Origin of the sequence: Liquorilactobacillus mali, assembly GCF_001437155.1 — a bacterium.
Classification (GTDB): Bacteria; Bacillota; Bacilli; order Lactobacillales; family Lactobacillaceae; genus Liquorilactobacillus; species Liquorilactobacillus mali_A.
This window is the reverse complement of record NZ_JQAR01000002.1, coordinates 91,985-110,720: the sequence shown is the minus strand read 5'-3', so window position 1 is coordinate 110,720 and position 18,736 is coordinate 91,985. Positions and strand designations below refer to the sequence as shown.

Below are 18,736 nucleotides of genomic sequence, written 5' to 3'. Positions count from 1 at the left end.
TTAAATTTAATCTAATACTTCATAAATTCCTCACCAATTAAAGTTTTCATCAGATTTCGCAATCAGGACAGACTATCTTAGCTCGTCCCGTCTTCTTAGCTAGGTACAGCGCCATATCTGCAGCTTTGACAGCTTTATCAATTTCATCAAATTCATTTGCTTCGGCCACACCACCTGAGAATGTTATATCAACTGCCTGTCTTTTATCTGTCAAAAAGGTTTTTGAAGCTAATTCTTCTTGAAACCGCAGCATCAGATCAAAACAGTCCCCAATGTTTTGATCTTTAAATAGGATACAAAATTCTTCGCCTCCAAAACGATAGATCTCAACATTTTTCGGACAATTCTTATTGAAAAAGATCTTTAAGCTAGCTGCAAAGAATTTAATAACATTATTACCCTCTAAATGTCCGAAGGTGTCGTTAATCTGTTTAAAATTGTCAATATCAAGCATAACTACAACATGCACTTGCGGTTTTTCAGTATCATTTTCAGTTACATAATTAGAAAAAGAATCGTAATTCTGTAAGTCTGTCAACCCATCATATGTTGCTTCATACCTAAGCTCTAGTATTTGTACTTCTTTTCGTTGCAAAGCCGCTGAATAACCATAAACAAAGCCCACAATAATGATAGATCCGATCAAAATAGGTATATAGACTTGTTCGCATGTTTGAGGCACATTCTTCCACTGAGCTCCTATCAGAACTGGTGAAGCAATGCTTATTACAACCAGAGAAGCAGCGTATTTTGAAAATAGATCAATATCAGTCAAGAAATTAATTAGTTCGCAAAATGCAATGGAGCCGAGCATTATTAAGAAAATATAACGAATCGTTGCTGCAGAATATACACCATTCACTAGTTCTACAACTGTTAATACTGGAGGCATCAATGCAAATGCTATATAACCTCTGATTCTGCCATCAAGAAAGAAAGCGGTAATTCCAACGACATATTGAAAACAAACAATTTCAAGGTAAAAATAATTGAAGCTTCCTACTACAAAATAGAAAGTACTTAGGAAAAAATAGAAGATAATATTGGCCCAAAGCTTACGCTCTAAGGAAACCACATATATTCTAAAAAAATAGTACTTGCAAAATAAAAAACAGATTGTGATAATTGGAGTCATGAGTCCTAAAATAAACATTTCTAACATTTTATATATAACCACCCAAAAATTCTTAAACGCATTAACTAATCTTATTCAACAAAAAATTCTAATAAAAGTCACCATAATTATTAATCAATTTTCCTTTTCGCTTACATTAATTACAGCAGTTTGATGGAAACTTAAAATTTATCTTCACTAATCTTGTTTTGGCACTACAGTTAAACAAGAATTTAAAATCACTAATTTGGATTATAAATCTTATTCTGGAGGTACTTCTTTGAAAATCATATATGATCTAGGATACAAAACTATTAACATTTTTTGGAGAATTCTATTTGCCCTTACCCTTTATTTTGCTTGGACATCACCAAATATTATTCTCGGGGACAATTCAACTTTTGGAACAAGTACAACGTGGTTAACTACCTACGCAATCATAGCTGCAATCATACTAGTCACTTCGCTTGTATTGTTCCAAAAAGTTAAGAACTTCTTTTACTTTATCTTCATTAAGAATCAATACATAACTGCCCCTTTACTTTTTATCATAATTATTATTTTGCAAATACTATTTGTATACTATGTACATCCGGTTAGTGGATTTGATGCCGGCATGTTGCACTACGCAGCTGTTAATCACAAACATGTTCTTGAACCCAATGTTGCAGCTTACTACAGCTTGAACCAAAATAATTTACCGATTACTTTATTAATGCGTTGGATAATAGTTCAAACTGGTCACTCTTCCTGGATGTTTTTTGATTACACTACCTTAGTATTAGTTGATATATCAGCGATACTTAATATTCTGAGCATCGCAATTGTAAAACGCAAATCACTTGGAATTGCCATTTACGTGCATTGTGCATGGCTCTTGTTTTTCCTGAGCATCATCATGCCATACACTGATGCATGGGTTTTACCCTTTGTTTCCCTTTATATTCTCTGTTACTGTATCATGGCAAAGAAAAGTATCCATTTTACTTTTAAGGTAATTGCTGCCGTTTTATTTGGCCTTGCTATTATTTTGGCATATTTCATAAAACCCTCAGCAATAATTCCTGTTATCGCAATCGTAATAATTGAAATCTTAAGTCTGATGATTCGAAAAATCAACTTTTTTAACATCCACTTAATCCAAATAATTCTATTACTAACTGTCATTGGTGGTGTGTCTCTCACAACTTATAAGATAACAAGTGATGCCATTAAAGAACAGAAATATATAAAAATTCAATCTTGGCGTTCAATTCCTGCCATCCACTTCATGTCGATGGGAGTATATGGTACTGGTGGATATAATGCAAAACAAGCTCTTGAAATGGCCGTATTACAGACAAAAAAACAAAAAACCGAATATTCAAAGAAAATGTTATTCAAGCGCCTAAAACAACTTGGTGCTTTTGGATATTTAAAGTTCATTATTAAAAAACAAGGTAATAATACTGCTGATGGTACATTTGGTTGGTTACAGGAAGGCCACTTCTTTCGAGAAAACCAAAAACCGACAACGAAAACAATCAGTGGTAAATTAAAAAACTTTATCTTCCTGTATGGAAGAAATATTGCTGATTTTCGCTTTATGGCGCAAACATGGTGGATCTTTACACTCAGTATTATTGCCTTAGGTTACGAGAAATGGAAATTCAGAGATTTTCTAAAACTCTCTCTTGTAGGCGGATTTTTGTTTCTCCTGCTTTTTGAAGGAGGAAGAAGCCGCTATATCATCCAATACTTGCCGATTATATTACTGCTAGCAACAATATCATTTACACCTGCAATTGCAAGAACTAAAAAAATCATTGCTTGGGCAAGAAAAGATTGATTCTTCAAAAATTAAATTATAAAAGAAAAGGCCAGAGACTGTAACAAAAACAATTATTTTGCGGCAGTCCCTGGCTTTCGTTGTCTCACGTGACTGTCAATCTTATTTCATAGAAAAGAATCATTCATCTCTTCCAAAAAATAACGAACTTGTAAGTGCATAAAAATGTGTTGGTGATTCACCAACTTCAAGCCTCATTAAACTTGCATTTATTTCATGCAGTGAATTTTCTAATAAATTAAAAAGAATTTCTGTTAAATTCTCCAGTGAAGGATTTTTCTTAGCAAATTCAGGCAAATCATTTAGAAATTCCCCCGAAAAATACGTTGTAACCCTATTAATTGCCTTGTCAATATCATTAAAGATAATCATTTCTCCATCATTACTGCCGATCTCACAAATTAACTCCCATGTGTGAGTGTGCTTCTCACCAACCCCATCTTTCCACTTCATGGCATGGCTGGCATTAACGTATGAACGGATTCTATAGGTCTTATATAATTTACTCATTTTTATCATCTCTCAGATTTTTAATATCGTCTTTTATACGTGTGACTAAGCGCTTAGCTTCAACAGAAAATTTCTCAGAATTCCAATTAGTCGGTCTTGTTATCGTATTAATTGCTCCAATGAATCTGATGATCGAACAGATTAAGTTATACCATGGAAATGTGAAAACGACCCACCAAAGCTTCTTATAATAAATCTTTTCATCCGGAAACGGCTGCAATAAGATTCGAACACAGATATAATTCAAGGTACAAACTAAAACATATAAAATATAAATCAATAGATATGAAACAAGCAGTATCACTGGTGAGTAACGGAAAAAGAGTAATACAAACGTGGCAAAAAACCAAATCATTTTTGGAAACATAAATGTGTGATCAATAATTAAACGGCGGACAACGAAATTCTTAAAGAAAGACATTAGACCAACTGTCTTCTTTTCTGCAAAATTCTTAGAGGTCTCTAACTGACCTCGTTGCCATCGTTGTCTTTGCGTGTACAACTCCCCTATCCCAGATATCGGTTCAATGTAGAAGATAGCATCTGGACACAGTACAACTTGCTCTCCTAGACGCTGTCTTAGCTGAAAAGTCATATCGGTATCTTCGCCCACTGTCGAAGTGTTATACATGAATGTTCTGAGCAGTACATCTCTTCTGAATGCTGAGAAGGCACCAGACATGGTAAATAATTCATTCTTGAATGATTCAATTGTTCGCCCAGACAAGAAAGCCTGCGCATATTCATAATATTCATTCTCAGCTATTATCTTGTGCCAACAACCACTTATCTTTTTAATAAGTCGCCGATTGGATAAGATCGTACCTGTCATCGCTGCAACTTTCTCGTTGTTCTCAAAACGAAGAGTCATGTTCATCAAGGCTTTTTCGTCTAAAATCCCATCACTATCAATATTTATGATATATTTGCCAATAGCACCATAGATTGCCGAATTCAGTGCCTGTGCCTTTCCCTTGTCAGTATGAATTATTTGCATATTCAGATTACTGAAAGTATTTTGAGCATCATTGAAAACAGCAAAACTATCATCAGTACTCTGGTTGTCAGCAATAATTACTTGTGTCAGGTTGGTAGGATATGTCGACCTAGCAATCGACTCAATACACTCGAATAGTGTATCTGCAGAGTTATAGACTGGCACAATCACAGTTATCATCGGCAGTTTCTTAGGTATTATGAGTTTCGGTCTATTGTAATAGCTGAATAACAAATGAATACTGGACACAAATGCAGGAATAATCTCCACCACAACCGGGATTATTGTCCACGTAATCCAGAATCCCATCTTAAGGAGAGTTAAATCCATCCAGTAACTAATCATTACCTGCACTCCCTTTCCTAATCAAGAAAGCAGACTTAAACCTATTATATAAACCCTGTGATAACTGCGAATACGTAAATACATTGTAGTAAAGTGCTATCACCAAACCATAGAAAACCAGTCTTCCTATGATGGTATGTGCCAAAAAGAAAGCTGTGTATCCAAAATAATGGACAATCACGACCACAATTACGAGGCGAATTACATTAGCGAGATATATCCAGAGCGTTCCTAATATGACATAAAAGAGCCGTTCTTTCTTCGAATATGCCGGAAAAAAGATTACAAGTGCTGCAAAGGCTGATGTTTCGATGATACCTGAACATTCATAGTCAATCGTCATTAATAGACTTGACATATTACCACTTATAATATGGACGGTGCCATATTTAGACATCACAGTACACATTCCAGTGAGAATACCAAACCCCTTCACCCCTTGAATGACCATATGTGTGAAGAACCAGACCCAATAAGGGTCACTGAGAGCAATCAATATAAAGAAGAGGCCCACGCTTCCGAATATAAAAAAGTAGGCCATCAGTTGCGTTCGCTTAAGAACTGTCAAGACATATAGCCAGATGACTGTTCCTATTATAATTAACGGGTTCATCTATTCACCCAACCCTTTTTTCTTTTCCTAAAGCCTTTAAATTTCCATAAACCTAATAATGCAATCACTAGACCGATAACTGCTAAAATAATTGGACCTGTGCTACCACCGGAAACTGTAACAGTTTGAGACCCCAAGTTACTGTTTTTCAAAGTTATTATCTGCCCAGATTGGCTGGAGAGAGTAAAGTCTGACAATGGAATTTTGATCTCCATTGTATCAGTTGGAGAACCGGCATTATTTGCGATTCGTGCAGCTTCAGCTTCAATGTTGCTTGGTTCAGCATAATAGTTACCATTATAATTACTTCCAAGACCGATTTTCAGTGCTGTCTTATCACCCAAATTTTTGAGATTGTTACTAAGCGAATTACTGCCATTTGGGCTCCTAACAGTGAAATAATACTGTATCCCGCCAACTGTCAAATAATAACCATCTGTCTGCAGGTGATTATACCCATAATTATTTGTATAATCCATCTGCACGTAAATATAAAGATTGGTGCCATCTGAAACCATTGCCGCACGCTTTACATTTCCGTCATCACCAGGTTCAGTCAGATCAGTCTTACTAATGTCATCCCAATCTGAGAAACTACCATCAATCACAATGTTGTACTGGCCGACTGTGTATTCACCAGAACTATTTTCACTATCTGATGAACTCGAACTGCTGGACGAACCTGAACTGCTAGAACTCGAAGACGAACTGCTGGTTGAAGAACTGCTAGTTGAGCTATCTGATGAGGACGAGGTCTCAATTTTTTCAGCATTGACTACTTGCGACCCCAACGAGGAATTGCTCACGGTAACACTCTGATTACTTAAACTTGAAACACCTACTTTGGAAAGAGAATATGAAAACTCGAACATGCTTGTTTGCCCATAATTTTCTTGAACCTCAACACCGGTTCCAACATTACCGTAACTAGCACTATTCGAAGAGCCAGTGGTTGTAAGACTCGAAATACTTCCAGTGAAATTTGCATAATAAGATTTACCGCCTACAGAAATAGTATATCCTCCCCATGTCGGAATATATCCCCATGAATTGTTCTTATTATCCACGTAAACATAAAGTGTGTCTCCATCAACAACAGCGGCTTCATTATAATAAGAAGAACCAGAACCAACTTTTGTTTTAGTTATATTAGTCCAATCATCAAAGTTGCCATCGATTTTAATACTGGCTGCAGTTGTACTAGCTGCATTTACATTTGTATTGCTGATAAAAAATAGTACAAAAATAGAGAACAGCATCAACAAAAATTTTTTCATAATACTCCCCTAGTTAATATTATAGATAAAGATAAATTTATTTGATATAAAATTCACAATTCGCTTTTTTCATCATATCATATTTGATTACCTAAAACTACTAAGCAAAAGAAATTTCTTGCAAAAAATCCACTTATAAATAAAGTAATATATTATCCCTAAATAAGGTAATTATTTTTTTAGAGTTCTATAATTATCTATACTGTTTATTTGTTTTATTTTTTTATAATATTAATTTGTATATTTATAGTCAAATGAATTTCTTTCAATAACAATTAAATTTATATAAATAAAAAATAAGTATCTATTTCACTTAAGAAACAAACACTTACCCTACAATAATATAAATTTTCTAAAAAAACCAGAATTTCTTCTTTTTAGCTATTCTTGAATAGTCTCTTGCAAAAACTGGTAATCCATTGAGCAGATTCTCCGCATTGCCTTCGAATTCATCAACCTTAGCCTGCCCTAATTCGGTACGGAGCTTGATGAATGCTTCTCGCAAAGCAAAGTTGCGCCCCTTCAATGCATGGGCATCAGATGCAAAGATCTGTACAAGATTATGTTCAACCAGCTGTTCGGAGATATCCTGGACTTTCTCACCAAAACCACCAATATAGCTGGTGGCCGTCAGCTGAGCTAAAGCACCATCAGCAATAAAGTCATACAAAAGATTCAAGTCTCCCTGAATCTCATGATTGCGTTCTGGATGAACGATCACAGGTGTTGTCCCCATCTTACGCAGTTCAAAAAACAAACGCTTGGCATACTTGGGAACGGAGCCATGAGGAAACTCAATCAGCATATACTTCTTATCTTCATCAATTCCTAACAAGTCGTCATACCTTTCGGTTAAGTCACCGTTGATATGAACTTCTTGCCCGGGGAAGATAACAAGCGGAATTCCATGATTATCTAATTCATTTTGAAAATCAGTAACATGCTTGATTACATCAGCACGATGATTGACATAATCTCCATCCAAATGATGTGGTGTTGCCAAAATATGTGTTATCCCCTCAGCAACAGCTTGTCGTGCAAGCTCTAATGAATGTTCTAAATCAGGTGAACCATCATCAATCCCTGGAATCAGATGACAATGCAAATCAACTATTTTTTTGCTCTTTGTCAGATTTTCCGTAATATCCGTATCCATAATAGCCATAGTATCCACTCCCACCTTCCGAACGAACATCGTTATAAATTGAACCAATGATGTTGGCATTTACATGTTTCAACAGGTCAACAGCGTGCCTTACAGCTTCCTTTTCAGTAGTATTCTGACGAGTCACAAGGATCGTACCTTCGACCTTGGTAGAGAGAACCTGCGCATCAGTAACCGATAACAATGGTGGAGCATCGTAGATAACTAGGTCAAGCTGTTCCGAAAGTGCTTTAATCAAGAGATCCATCCGCTTCGAATTCAATAATTCAGCAGGATTAGGTGGTACTGGCCCACTTGGCATAACAAAGAGGTTGTCGACTGATGTCTCATAGATTGCTTGATTAACGTCGAAGTCACGGTCAGTCAAGTAATTAGTCAAACCCTTAGGATTAGCAATACTGAATGTTGCATTAATAGTTGGTCTACGCATATCAGCATCAACTAACAAAGTCTTTAAGCCTTGGTTGGCGAAGGTTACTGCTAAGTTTGCAGCAATCGTCGATTTTCCTTCTGAAGCCATTGAAGAGGTCAAAAGGATGTTGCGATAGCGCTTATCGGCATTAGAAAACTGGATATTGGTACGAACTGTTTTGAATTGCTCAGAAATTACAGAACTTGGATCGGCTGCAGAAATCATTTCAACACCATTCTGCATTGAATCCATGGACAATTCATTCTTTTTCTTCTTCTTACTTTTAAATTCAAACATTATTCTTGACCTCCCTCCTATACTCTTCGCCTTGAAAGCTTCTCGCTATCCACGTTACCACCAATGGTTACATTTACAACACGCCGATACTTTCTGCCTTGAATATGACTGATTGCACCCAAACTCGTAAGTCCAAGTTCTTCAGTCAAGAACTTCTCATCACGAACAGTTGTATCAAGCAAGTCCTTGATGACAACAATTGCAACTCCTATCAACAAACCAACGATGACCCCAATTAATAAGTTGAGCTTTTTGTTGGGAGATACAGGCGTCGTATTCGCAGTTGCCTTGGTAACAATAGTCACATTGTCAACCTTCATCATCTTCTTAATCTTCTGACTAAAGACTTTACCAATGCTGTTGGCAAGATCAGCAGCAGTATATGCATTTGTATCGGTAACCGTAACTGTCAACACTTGAGAGTTCGTAGCATTAGAAATTGACACCAACTTCTCAAGAGATGCAACAGAACCAGAATAGTTATCCTTCTGACGCAACTCTTTCACAACAGGTTCTAGGATAACGGGTTTCTTGATGACATCTTCATAGGTATTGATTGCCTGCAAGTCAGCCTGCTGCACATTGTATTGCAGGCTTTCGTTATCAGCTTTTTGGTTAACCAAAAGATCAATCGATGCACTATATTGTGGGGTCATGAAGATAAAGGAAACAATAAAAGCCACTATTGCTCCTATTATCCCCCACAAGATGATTCCAAGATAATTCTTCTTGAGTAAGACGAACAATCGTCTGAGATCAATCACTGTTTCATTATTTACTTCTTCACTCATCAATTTGCTCCTATACTATTTATTTAATTCCAATGCAGTTCTCAATTCCTTAGTTACAGCATTGACGTTCTTTTGTGGAACGACTTGGAACGAGATACCATCAATCATTTTACCATATCCTTGAAGCTGAGTCTGTTTAACGTTGTCAGCAGAACGATACTTAGTAGCAATCGTTTTGATCTCGCTAAACGTAATATCCGTCTTCATATTGCTAGAGAGTGCTGACAAGATACTCTGATACTTGGTAATACCTTGAACAGTAGCAATCTTCTTAACAAGTCCTTCCAACACAAGTCTTTGACGTAATTGACGACCATAATCCCCACGAGAGTCTTGATACCTCATACGAGTGTATGCAAGAATATTACTTTTGTTAATAGTAACCTTACCTTTTTTGAAGTGATAACCTAAGTTAGTAAAATCCAAATCATTGTTTACCTTGATTGGACCAAGCGCCGCAGATAACTGTACCAGGCCACCCATGTTCATCTCAATATAGTGATCAATCGGAACATTTAAATAACTCTGCACAATATTCATCGCCATACTAGTACCACCATATGTATAAGCAGAATTAATTTTGTTCTCAAAGCCGTGACCAGGGATAGCAACCTTTGTATCACGCGGAATACTTACAAGTGTTGTTTTCTTCGTATTAGGATTCACAACCGCTACCATCATGGTATCAGTTCGTCCTTTATATGTACGACCATAGTCCCCTGTATCAGTCCCCAAAAGTAAGATAGAAAATGGCTTTCCATTATTAATAGTTCTTGCCGCATTACGCTCACTATCATGTTTAACTTTGTGATATGTAGTATCAACTGCGTTCTTAGCATCGTTATACACTTTGGCAATTATTACCCCATCAATAGCAAAAAAAACAATTAAAAGGAAAACAACTATTTTCAGTATTTTTTTGTTTTTGCTGGATTTACGATGCCTACGTCCATTTACATTGCTCATAATATATTTCATCTCCAAATAAAAATAAAATGTTACACTAATTAACGAACTCCATTATAACAATAACGAATATAAAACTATACTTTTAATTAATTTTTTTTTTCAGAAAATATCCTTTTAAAATACTCAAAATATAATAAAGTTCCTTTGATTTCAGAAAAATAGAAAAAACAATGTACAATAATATACCAATCAAGATTTGTATCAATAAAATAAAAGCTATATATATATTTGTGCTATCAGAGATAGTACTACCAATGAACATAACGATTACTGTCATAAACACAGAACTTACTATATTTTTAAAACAATCATAGAACAGTTCTTCAAATGAATAATTGAATAGTCGTTTATTAGCTGATATATTTGTAAAAATAGCTACTAAACCCACAATAATTTGACTTGATGCCATACCGTACAATCCAAAAGGTACACTACAAGCAATCAAAGTCAATCCAATACCTTTTTTTATTATATTGAGTCGTAGATATACATCACTTCTCCCAACAGCCATAATTGCTTGTAAATTTGTTATATTTATTGGATATAAAGCCAAAAAAATACATGCAATTTTCATAAAGGGTACCGCAGGCAACCACTTTTTTGTTAACATCCAAAGAACTAAATTATTAGAGATTGCAAACAGGCCTCCCATCAAGGGAAAAATTAAGAAAGTTCCCACAGAAATTGAAATACGTATTGCTCTCTTCATTTTTTCTCGATCATTTTGTATTTCTGATAGTGCAGGAAATATCACTGAACTAATAGACGTAGTAACATTGGATATGATTAAATTGGGATAATTAATTCCCCTATTATAGAACGCTAAAGCACTACTTGAATACATTCTGCCTATTAAAATATTAATAGAGTTATCATAAATTGAATTAATTAAATTAGTAACCAGAATCTTCCAACCATACGACAAAAGAGTGCGAATCCTTTTTAAACTAAAATATAGAATTGGCCTCCATTTTACAGTAAACCACAAAACAATTGTGTTGATAGCAATATTCATAATTTGTTGTATGACCAATGACCAGATACCATAACCTCTATACGCAAAAAAAATTCCTAACAATCCTGAGATAGTAGTTCCAATCAAAGTCGACCAAAAAAAACGCTTAAAAATCATTTTTTTTGATACATATGCCTGTTGAATTGAATTCAGCCCTGTAATAGGAATTACAATAGCCAAAATTCTCATTACAGGTTTCAATTCTGGTTCTTTAAAAAAAATTGCAATATAATTTGACAATAAGAAAATTATTAAATAAACTAACCAAGAAAATATCAAATTAAAATAAAACACTGATGAAAAATCTTTTATGTCCGCATCTTTTTTTTGAATTAACGCCGTTCCAAATCCCTCAGTGACAAAAACATTTGCAATTGCAATAAATATCGTCACAATTGCAACTAAACCATATTCTCTTGGAGATAATATTCTTGCCAGAATAACTGATATTATAAAAGTAACCAACTGTGAACTTATCTGTTCTCCAAATCTCCAGAACATTCCATTAAAAACTTTTTCTTTTAACTTACTCTTTTTCATTACTACACCCCATAACTCGCCTACTCCATAAATCATACGGAAATGAAGACAATAAAGCCTCACGCATCTTAGTAAGATCTGGTAAATCCATTGGCTTTAATCTTAAAGCCTCATCAAGAGTTCTAGCATATCTAACTTCAGTTCTTCCTGTTGAAAAATACCAGTCAAAATATTTTAACATTTCATCTTCTACGCCTGTACTTAAAAATATAGCCGGTATTCCATAGGACTCAGCAAGTATAATTCCATGTAATGATGATGAAATAATTTTTTTTGAAGATTTTATTTCATCAACCACCATTTGATAATCATGAGTTTGCATATCTATATAATTGTACTTATCAAGTTTCATACGAGGAGATTTTGTTACATGCTTGATAATGCTAAAATCATGTATCTTTTTTAAATTATTATCATAAATATATGGCATCAAAACAACAGGATCACCAAACAAATTAGGACACTTATAATTGGCTAATTCTAACACATACTTTGTTAATGGCCCGCGCACAATTCTAATATCATATCTTCTATTTTTTCTTTGTAAGTATACACTATTGATAGTTGATTTTGTATGCACTCCACTTCCCCATACTGTCGCATCGAAATCTCCCATTCCAATTATGGAACCTACACCCATTAAATGAATATACTGTCTCTTTTTTTTTATTGAGCTTGGTGAATTTAAAGCTAAGAACTCTTTCCCTAACATCCACTCACATATAACTACAGATAAGTAATCCCCTAAATTCTCTTTTTCACTCCACCACTCAAGATTAATTATTCCTTTCCTTACTCTATTTCCATTAATATTTATTCGATTTCTAATTATCTTTGTTTTTATTCCGAACATTTCATTCATCTCCCATTTCATATAAGATCTTTAAGTCTATTGTTCCTAACGAGAAAAAAATAAAGCCAAATTCAGAAAAAACAAACTCTGAAGAAGTGACACCTACTACTAACATACTAACTACTCCAATGGCAAGCACTTTAGAAAAATTACTATATTTATTATTCATATACACATGCCGCGATACAGTTAGAAAAATTATTACAGCATAACACAACAGTAGAAAAAATCCTCCTGTAACTAGTAATGTCAATAACATATTATGTGCAGAAGTTGCATACAAATTGCTAGTATAGTACTGGTAATTTTGATATGTTAGAAATCCCTTTCCAAAAAATTTATTAGTTTTTATTAATTGAAAACAACTTTGCCAAATCAAAGTTCGAGTATCAAGAGTCAAATCTTTATGAAAAACATTAACCAAAAGATAATCTAAAAATTTAGAACTTATAGCATTTAATAAAGAAATATTAACAACCGTGTATATACTCAAAACAAAAGGAACACTCAAAGATTTATTTAAAATAAAATTAATCTTTTTATTAAAAATACCTATATCCAGTAAAATAAACAGAAGAAAAACAATCAACATTCCAAAAAAAATCGAAGTTCCTTTGCAATACAAAAGAGCTAACATACATAGTATCATAGTAAAATAGGTATTTATACCAATTCTATTGTGCTTTTTCAATGACAAAAAGCCTGAAATAATTGCAAAAGGTAGATAAAAAACAAATCTCTCTGTTTTATAACCCAAAAACCAATTATCAGTGTAAATTGTTGTATAAAGTCCACTTGGAAAAAGTAGCATCGAAACCCAATCAAGTAATATTAATATAAAAAGTAAACTTTTCCAAATCTCTAGAATAGAAAAAATCGCATCATCTTTTCTATACGTTTCAATGAATATTGCTATTAAATAAATCATTGAAAATTGTTTTGAAAATTCAAAAAAGCTACCTCCATTTTCTATGGTAACAATTGAAATAAAAAAGAATACAATTGTCAACAATAAAAAATAAGTCGAGAATTGAAAATTTTTTTTATATGATTTTACGCATAGTCCCATAAAAAATATCATTATTAAAAATAATCGAATCAAAAATACTATTTTTGGTAAAACATGTACCAAGTCATCTATATACCCGATGTCTATGCTACATAGAAATACGATAGCAGAAATAACCTGTATTTTACTTATTCTAATTTTTAATGACAAATTGTAAATCACCTCAAATTTGTTTTGTTTTTATAATATCTATAAATTCTTTTCAAAAAACCAATTTTCCCTAAACAATGCTTAATGCTATTTAGAGTATTCGAAAACCAGTTTATATAATAACATCTAATATAATCCTCTTTTACTTCATTCATCAAAAACTTAGCTTTCCTTTTTCTTTCTCCATCTACTTCTTCCATTCTTACTACAGCTTGCGCACATTGATATATTTTGTATCCTAATAAATTTATTATTTTATCATTTTTTTTTAAATTATCATTTTTGAAATTCATGAGAGAATTAACATAATTCAAATTGTTAAACTTATCGAACTGATAATCAACAGACCCATGACTGACACTTTTCACATTATACACATAGTTATAAACTATTTTATTCGAAATTAAGAAATTAACACCTTTAATGTTATTCGATAATTTCAAGACAAAGTTTAAATCTTCCGCCAAAGTTAAATCTTCAGAAAATAATATACCATTCAATACTTTTTTTCTCATGAATTTATTCCACACGAAACCTTGAACCCTTTTACTAGTCAAAGAATAAAACTGAAATTCATAATTGTGTACCCTTTTATTTTTCAAAACATTTATTTTAGTAACTTTTTTACCATTCTTGCCCCTGTATACCACATTATACCCGTATGAGACAATATCAATCCTAACATCATTAAAATCATTATTTACAATAAATAGCGAATTTTTGCTTGCATAATCATCTGCATCTGCAAAACCAATAATTGAACCTGTGGATTTTTCTATACCCAAATTTCTGGCAGCAGAAACTCCCAACTTATTTTCTAAACAGTACGAAAAAACCATCTTACATTTATTACTATACTTTTTGCAAAATTCAAAAGTTCCATCATTAGAATGATCATCAATACATATTAATTCCACATTTGGATAACCTTGTCTTAAAAAACTGTTTAAACAACCGCCTACTGTTTCTAAGCTATTATGCGTTGGTATTATTATACTAATTTTCTGGAATTTGTTCATTTTTTCTTAACTCCTCAAATAATTCTTCCCAGTCATTAATAATTAATTTAGTATCAAATTTTCTTATTATTTTATCAGAATTATTAGAAAATTGAATTCTTTTATTTTCATTTTCCATAAGAAATAGTATTTTTCTTGCCATTTCGTTTTTATCAAAGGGCTTAATTAAAAAGCCATTTTCGCCCTGAACTATTATCTCACTTGGACCCTCTTTAATATCAAAACTAACAACAGGAAGTCCAGCGGACTGTGCTTCCATCAAAACAAGTACAAAACCTTCAAAACGAGATGACAAGACAAAAATTGAAGATTTCAAATACTCTTTTTTTATTTCATTTGTAAAATTATTAATTTTAATATCACTTAAATTTAGTTCATCTATTTGATTAATTAGTTTTTCTCTTAAAGGACCTTCTCCAAAAATATCAAGTGTCCAACCTTCTGAAATTTTATCCTTTTTTATGATAGACCAGACATTAACTAAAATATCGAATCCTTTTTGATCTACCAATCTTCCAACAGCAATTATTCTCTTATTTTTCAAATTACTTTTCTGGTTAAAATTAAGGGGGACTGGATTATATATTCTTTTCAGCAGTTTAATCCTCTTTAAGTTTTTCTTATAGTTATCAAAGTCTTTATCTCCTAAAACAACAGTTGCGTCCGCATGCCCAGCAGCATACCTTTTTTTTATTTTTTCTTTCAATGTTTTTCCATTAAAAAAATTAAAGTGCTCCCAAATTATTACTTTGCAAGTTCCAATATCTTTAAACTTAGGCATATAACTATACATACCTATATCGACACATATAAAAAAGTCAATTTTGTGATTTTTTATATACTTATGAATTAAGTTTGGAATAATGATTCTTTTATAAATTCTGTTTTTGTTCTCACAATCAAAAGAGACTACCCTTATTCGCTTGTCGACTGTATAGTGGGGACTTTTTCCATCACAGATAGACAATATTGATACTTCCTCAATTTTGTTTCTGTTAATCAGACCATTCGCAATTATAGACAGAACTCTTTCGGTACCACCTTTATTATTGAAATTATTAACCAAAAAAGATATATTCATTTTTCCCTCCAAAGAGAACCTGATTCTTAAGCATCTTTAAATTTACGTAATCTTAAGAACTCTTTAAAAATAAAAATTAGTTTTAGTAGCCTCAAACATCCCATTTGTAGTAACAACAGAGGGCAACTTACTTTAAATTCATTTTGAAATACTCTTACTTTATTTTTTAAAAGCTTATCATTCTTAAATTCCTTGTATATTTTTTTTAGTTCTTTATCAATTTCTCTTTTATTTTTATTTCTTACAGCATTTGAAATTGCTGTTGTATACATAGATTCTCGGTTTAGCAAGTATCTTTCTCGAAGAGTTTCAAACACATTATATTTTTTAAGTAACTTCAACATTGCCTCATGGCTATGTCTTTGTTTATCCATATTTTTAGAAATATAACTGTTCAAACTTGAACCAGCATTTCTATTATAAAAATATAAATTTTCATCTAAAAAGAAAACACTTTTTGATTTCAAAAAAACTTCTAACATAAATAGAAAATCCTCAGCAGTAGAAACATTTATATCAAAATTAATTTTTTCAATACTTTCCCTTGATAAAATAGTTCTCCAGACTGGAAACCAAACTTTCTTTTCTCTATGTATCGGGTATAAAATATTCGGTAATATCTCGTGCAAAATAGAATCATTATCGTAGTAACCACTCCATGGAAGAGAGTTTTCCATTTTATTTTTGGAATAAACTTCGTAATATCCACAAAGAACAACTTCTGTATTTTCTTTTAAAATTGCATCTATCATTTTCTCTATATATTCAGGCACAAACGAATCATCTACGTCAATAAACATAAAATATTCTCCAGATGATCTTTTTATACCCTCATTTCTTGCAAATGAGACACCAGAACCAGGACTCGTAAAAACTTTAATTTTTTCACAAGAAAAATCCTTTATTATTTTCAAAGTTTTATCCGTTGAATTATCGTCAACCAGTATTAGTTCCCAATTATCATAGGTTTGATTCATTGTACATCTAACTAAATTGCGGATGTAAGACTCACCGTTATAAATAGGTACTACTAAAGACACTAGAGGATAGCTCATAGTCAATTTTCCTTTCAGTTTCGAAATTTAACCAGATAATACAAAAAAGATGGAATTAAAAGTAATAAACTCAACACTTTATTTGGTGATGGTTTAAAAAAATTGTTTTTTGTTGAAATACATAAAGCATTTAAATTCATTATTGTTTTAATTCTTTCAATGACTCGCTTTTGAAATGAGATATCGGCCACAGAATAGTACCTTGATTGAAATAATAAAACAGAATTTCTGAAATTTTTTTTCCAATTTTTAACTAAATTATTGGTAAGACCATCATTTAGATAATTGAAATAATAAAACAACTTATTTTTTACTATAAACTTACCGTATTTTGCCAAATTATTATATAAGATTTCTTCACTTAAAAACTTTTCACTATTAGATAGTAATTTTGGCAACTCCTGTGCAACAAATTTAACGTTTAAAATTATTGCTGATTCCTTTATATTGTATACATATTTTAAATCCATAATATTTATTTCACTATCTACTTTATCCCATTTTTTTAATTCTTTTTTATCATAATTTTCTGAATACCTAGGATATATTACTCCTGCAAAATTTCTGTCCTTTTTTTCTATTTCTTCTATATCATTAATCACAATCTCAATTGCATTTTTACCTAAAATATCATCGTTATCAACAACCAAGAACCACTTAAAGTCAACCAAATTCTTCAAGGCATTATTCAAAGCATTCATTTTCCCCATATTTTTTTGTCTGGTAAATATAATTTTTATTTTATTTTCTTTAATCCACGACTTAACCATTTTTTCAACATTTTCAGTTGAACCATCATCAACAATAATCCAGTGAAAATCTTTCCTACTCTGTTGAATAAGACTTTTATATAATAATTTTAATTTTTCTCTCCTATTGTAAACGGTTGTTACTATGCCAAATAGATCCAAAAAATCACCATCACTCAAATAATTTTTTTTTCAAAATATCAACCTTTATAAACTTTTTTAAAGGTATAAGTCTATATTTGATCATTTTAATCAACTTATTCCCCTTATACCAACTTGCTGCGAATTCGTGAATACCAATTGTATTATCTGTGATATTTATTTTTGAAGTACCCATTTTTATCGGTGAAAAATAGTCTGAAGGATATACTATAATTTTGCTAAGCCTTTGTTGAACATTTTTTTCATAGTCCAATCCATAAGAAATAAGAAGACTTGTTGTAACCTTAACACATATTTCAACCTTAACCTGTCCATTCAGATCATCCTGTTCATAATAGTCCATATTCTTCTTAATAATTTCATTTCCTGGTTCAGCTCCAAAGCCTATCCCAGTATTAACTCTTCCAGTTTCTTCAAAAGCCATGAAATCACCCTTTGAAACAATTTCATCTAAGGACTTTATTAGTTTTACATCTGTATCTAAATATACTCCACCATAGTTGTATATGATATCTAATCTCACATAATCAGTTAAAAATGCGTAGTTCCCATCCTCATACATTTTCTCTATATAACTATTTTTTTTTACATTATAATTACTTTCATCCCATCTTTTTATTTGGAAAGAAGGACAAATTTTCTTCCAATTGTCTATATTATTTCTGACCTCTAAAGGTAATTCTGACCCACCAAACCAACAATAATTTATTATCTTAGGAATCATT

Annotated in this window: 18 protein-coding genes; 1 reads left to right on the top strand and 17 read right to left on the bottom strand. The window is 32.3% G+C overall.

Annotated elements, in window-relative coordinates; translation table 11 throughout:
• Positions 1–49: 49 nt before the first annotated feature.
• Entirely contained in the window at positions 50–1,162 is a 1,113-nt protein-coding gene (locus IV36_RS01565) for a GGDEF domain-containing protein (RefSeq protein WP_056990425.1), read from the bottom strand.
• 232 nt (positions 1,163–1,394) lie between these two features.
• Between IV36_RS01565 and IV36_RS01560 the strand changes: the two genes are divergently transcribed.
• On the top strand, positions 1,395–2,942 hold the full coding sequence (locus IV36_RS01560; protein WP_056990424.1) for a TIGR03766 family XrtG-associated glycosyltransferase: 1,548 nt from the start codon (positions 1,395–1,397) through the stop codon (positions 2,940–2,942).
• 120 nt (positions 2,943–3,062) lie between these two features.
• Here the strand turns inward: IV36_RS01560 and IV36_RS01555 are convergent, their stop codons facing one another.
• From IV36_RS01555 to IV36_RS01480, 16 genes are all read right to left on the bottom strand, one after another.
• The gene (locus IV36_RS01555) at positions 3,063–3,452 is read right to left on the bottom strand and encodes a 6-carboxytetrahydropterin synthase (RefSeq protein WP_056990423.1); all 390 of its coding nucleotides are present in this window, start codon (positions 3,450–3,452) and stop codon (positions 3,063–3,065) included.
• Positions 3,445–4,794: a TIGR03111 family XrtG-associated glycosyltransferase gene (locus IV36_RS01550; protein ID WP_056990422.1), complete on the bottom strand. Its 1,350-nt coding sequence runs from the start codon at positions 4,792–4,794 to the stop codon at positions 3,445–3,447. Before IV36_RS01550 ends, IV36_RS01555 begins: the two co-directional genes overlap by 8 nt.
• On the bottom strand, positions 4,787–5,407 hold the full coding sequence (gene xrtG / locus IV36_RS01545; protein ID WP_010077719.1) for an exosortase family protein XrtG: 621 nt from the start codon (positions 5,405–5,407) through the stop codon (positions 4,787–4,789). Before xrtG ends, IV36_RS01550 begins: the two co-directional genes overlap by 8 nt.
• On the bottom strand, positions 5,404–6,684 hold the full coding sequence (locus tag IV36_RS01540) for a Firmicu-CTERM sorting domain-containing protein (protein WP_056990420.1): 1,281 nt from the start codon (positions 6,682–6,684) through the stop codon (positions 5,404–5,406). The genes xrtG and IV36_RS01540 overlap by 4 nt, the downstream gene beginning before the upstream one ends.
• 352 nt (positions 6,685–7,036) lie before the next feature.
• On the bottom strand, positions 7,037–7,849 hold the full coding sequence (locus IV36_RS01535) for a tyrosine-protein phosphatase (protein WP_056990418.1): 813 nt from the start codon (positions 7,847–7,849) through the stop codon (positions 7,037–7,039).
• Positions 7,791–8,558: a CpsD/CapB family tyrosine-protein kinase gene (locus IV36_RS01530; protein ID WP_056990416.1), complete on the bottom strand. Its 768-nt coding sequence runs from the start codon at positions 8,556–8,558 to the stop codon at positions 7,791–7,793. The genes IV36_RS01535 and IV36_RS01530 overlap by 59 nt, the downstream gene beginning before the upstream one ends.
• A 17-nt stretch (positions 8,559–8,575) precedes the next feature.
• Positions 8,576–9,349 carry a YveK family protein gene (locus tag IV36_RS01525; protein WP_010077715.1) on the bottom strand — a complete coding sequence of 258 codons (774 nt, stop codon included), beginning with the start codon at positions 9,347–9,349 and terminating at the stop codon, positions 8,576–8,578.
• A 15-nt stretch (positions 9,350–9,364) separates the two neighbouring features.
• On the bottom strand, positions 9,365–10,315 hold the full coding sequence (locus IV36_RS01520) for an LCP family glycopolymer transferase (RefSeq protein ID WP_056990414.1): 951 nt from the start codon (positions 10,313–10,315) through the stop codon (positions 9,365–9,367).
• A gap of 85 nt (positions 10,316–10,400) precedes the next feature.
• Positions 10,401–11,873 (bottom strand): lipopolysaccharide biosynthesis protein, encoded by a 1,473-nt coding sequence (locus tag IV36_RS01515; RefSeq protein WP_056990412.1) that lies wholly within the window; start codon positions 11,871–11,873, stop codon positions 10,401–10,403.
• Positions 11,860–12,726 carry a polysaccharide pyruvyl transferase family protein gene (locus IV36_RS01510; protein WP_056990411.1) on the bottom strand — a complete coding sequence of 289 codons (867 nt, stop codon included), beginning with the start codon at positions 12,724–12,726 and terminating at the stop codon, positions 11,860–11,862. The genes IV36_RS01515 and IV36_RS01510 overlap by 14 nt, the downstream gene beginning before the upstream one ends.
• Before the next feature lies 1 nt (position 12,727).
• Positions 12,728–13,945, bottom strand: a complete 1,218-nt coding sequence (locus IV36_RS01505) for an O-antigen ligase family protein (RefSeq protein WP_082623684.1) — start codon at positions 13,943–13,945, stop codon at positions 12,728–12,730.
• Between the two features lie 8 nt (positions 13,946–13,953).
• Positions 13,954–14,964 carry a glycosyltransferase family 2 protein gene (locus IV36_RS01500; protein ID WP_056990408.1) on the bottom strand — a complete coding sequence of 337 codons (1,011 nt, stop codon included), beginning with the start codon at positions 14,962–14,964 and terminating at the stop codon, positions 13,954–13,956.
• Positions 14,942–16,045 (bottom strand): glycosyltransferase family 4 protein, encoded by a 1,104-nt coding sequence (locus IV36_RS01495; RefSeq protein ID WP_056990406.1) that lies wholly within the window; start codon positions 16,043–16,045, stop codon positions 14,942–14,944. Before IV36_RS01495 ends, IV36_RS01500 begins: the two co-directional genes overlap by 23 nt.
• A gap of 26 nt (positions 16,046–16,071) precedes the next feature.
• Entirely contained in the window at positions 16,072–17,100 is a 1,029-nt protein-coding gene (locus IV36_RS01490) for a glycosyltransferase family 2 protein (RefSeq protein ID WP_056990404.1), read from the bottom strand.
• A 14-nt stretch (positions 17,101–17,114) separates the two neighbouring features.
• Complete coding sequence (locus IV36_RS01485) at positions 17,115–18,029, bottom strand: glycosyltransferase family A protein (RefSeq protein ID WP_056990403.1); 915 nt, start codon at positions 18,027–18,029, stop codon at positions 17,115–17,117.
• Positions 18,022–18,735 (bottom strand): glycosyltransferase family 32 protein, encoded by a 714-nt coding sequence (locus tag IV36_RS01480; protein WP_056990400.1) that lies wholly within the window; start codon positions 18,733–18,735, stop codon positions 18,022–18,024. The genes IV36_RS01485 and IV36_RS01480 overlap by 8 nt, the downstream gene beginning before the upstream one ends.
• Between the last annotated feature and the right edge of the window lies 1 nt (position 18,736).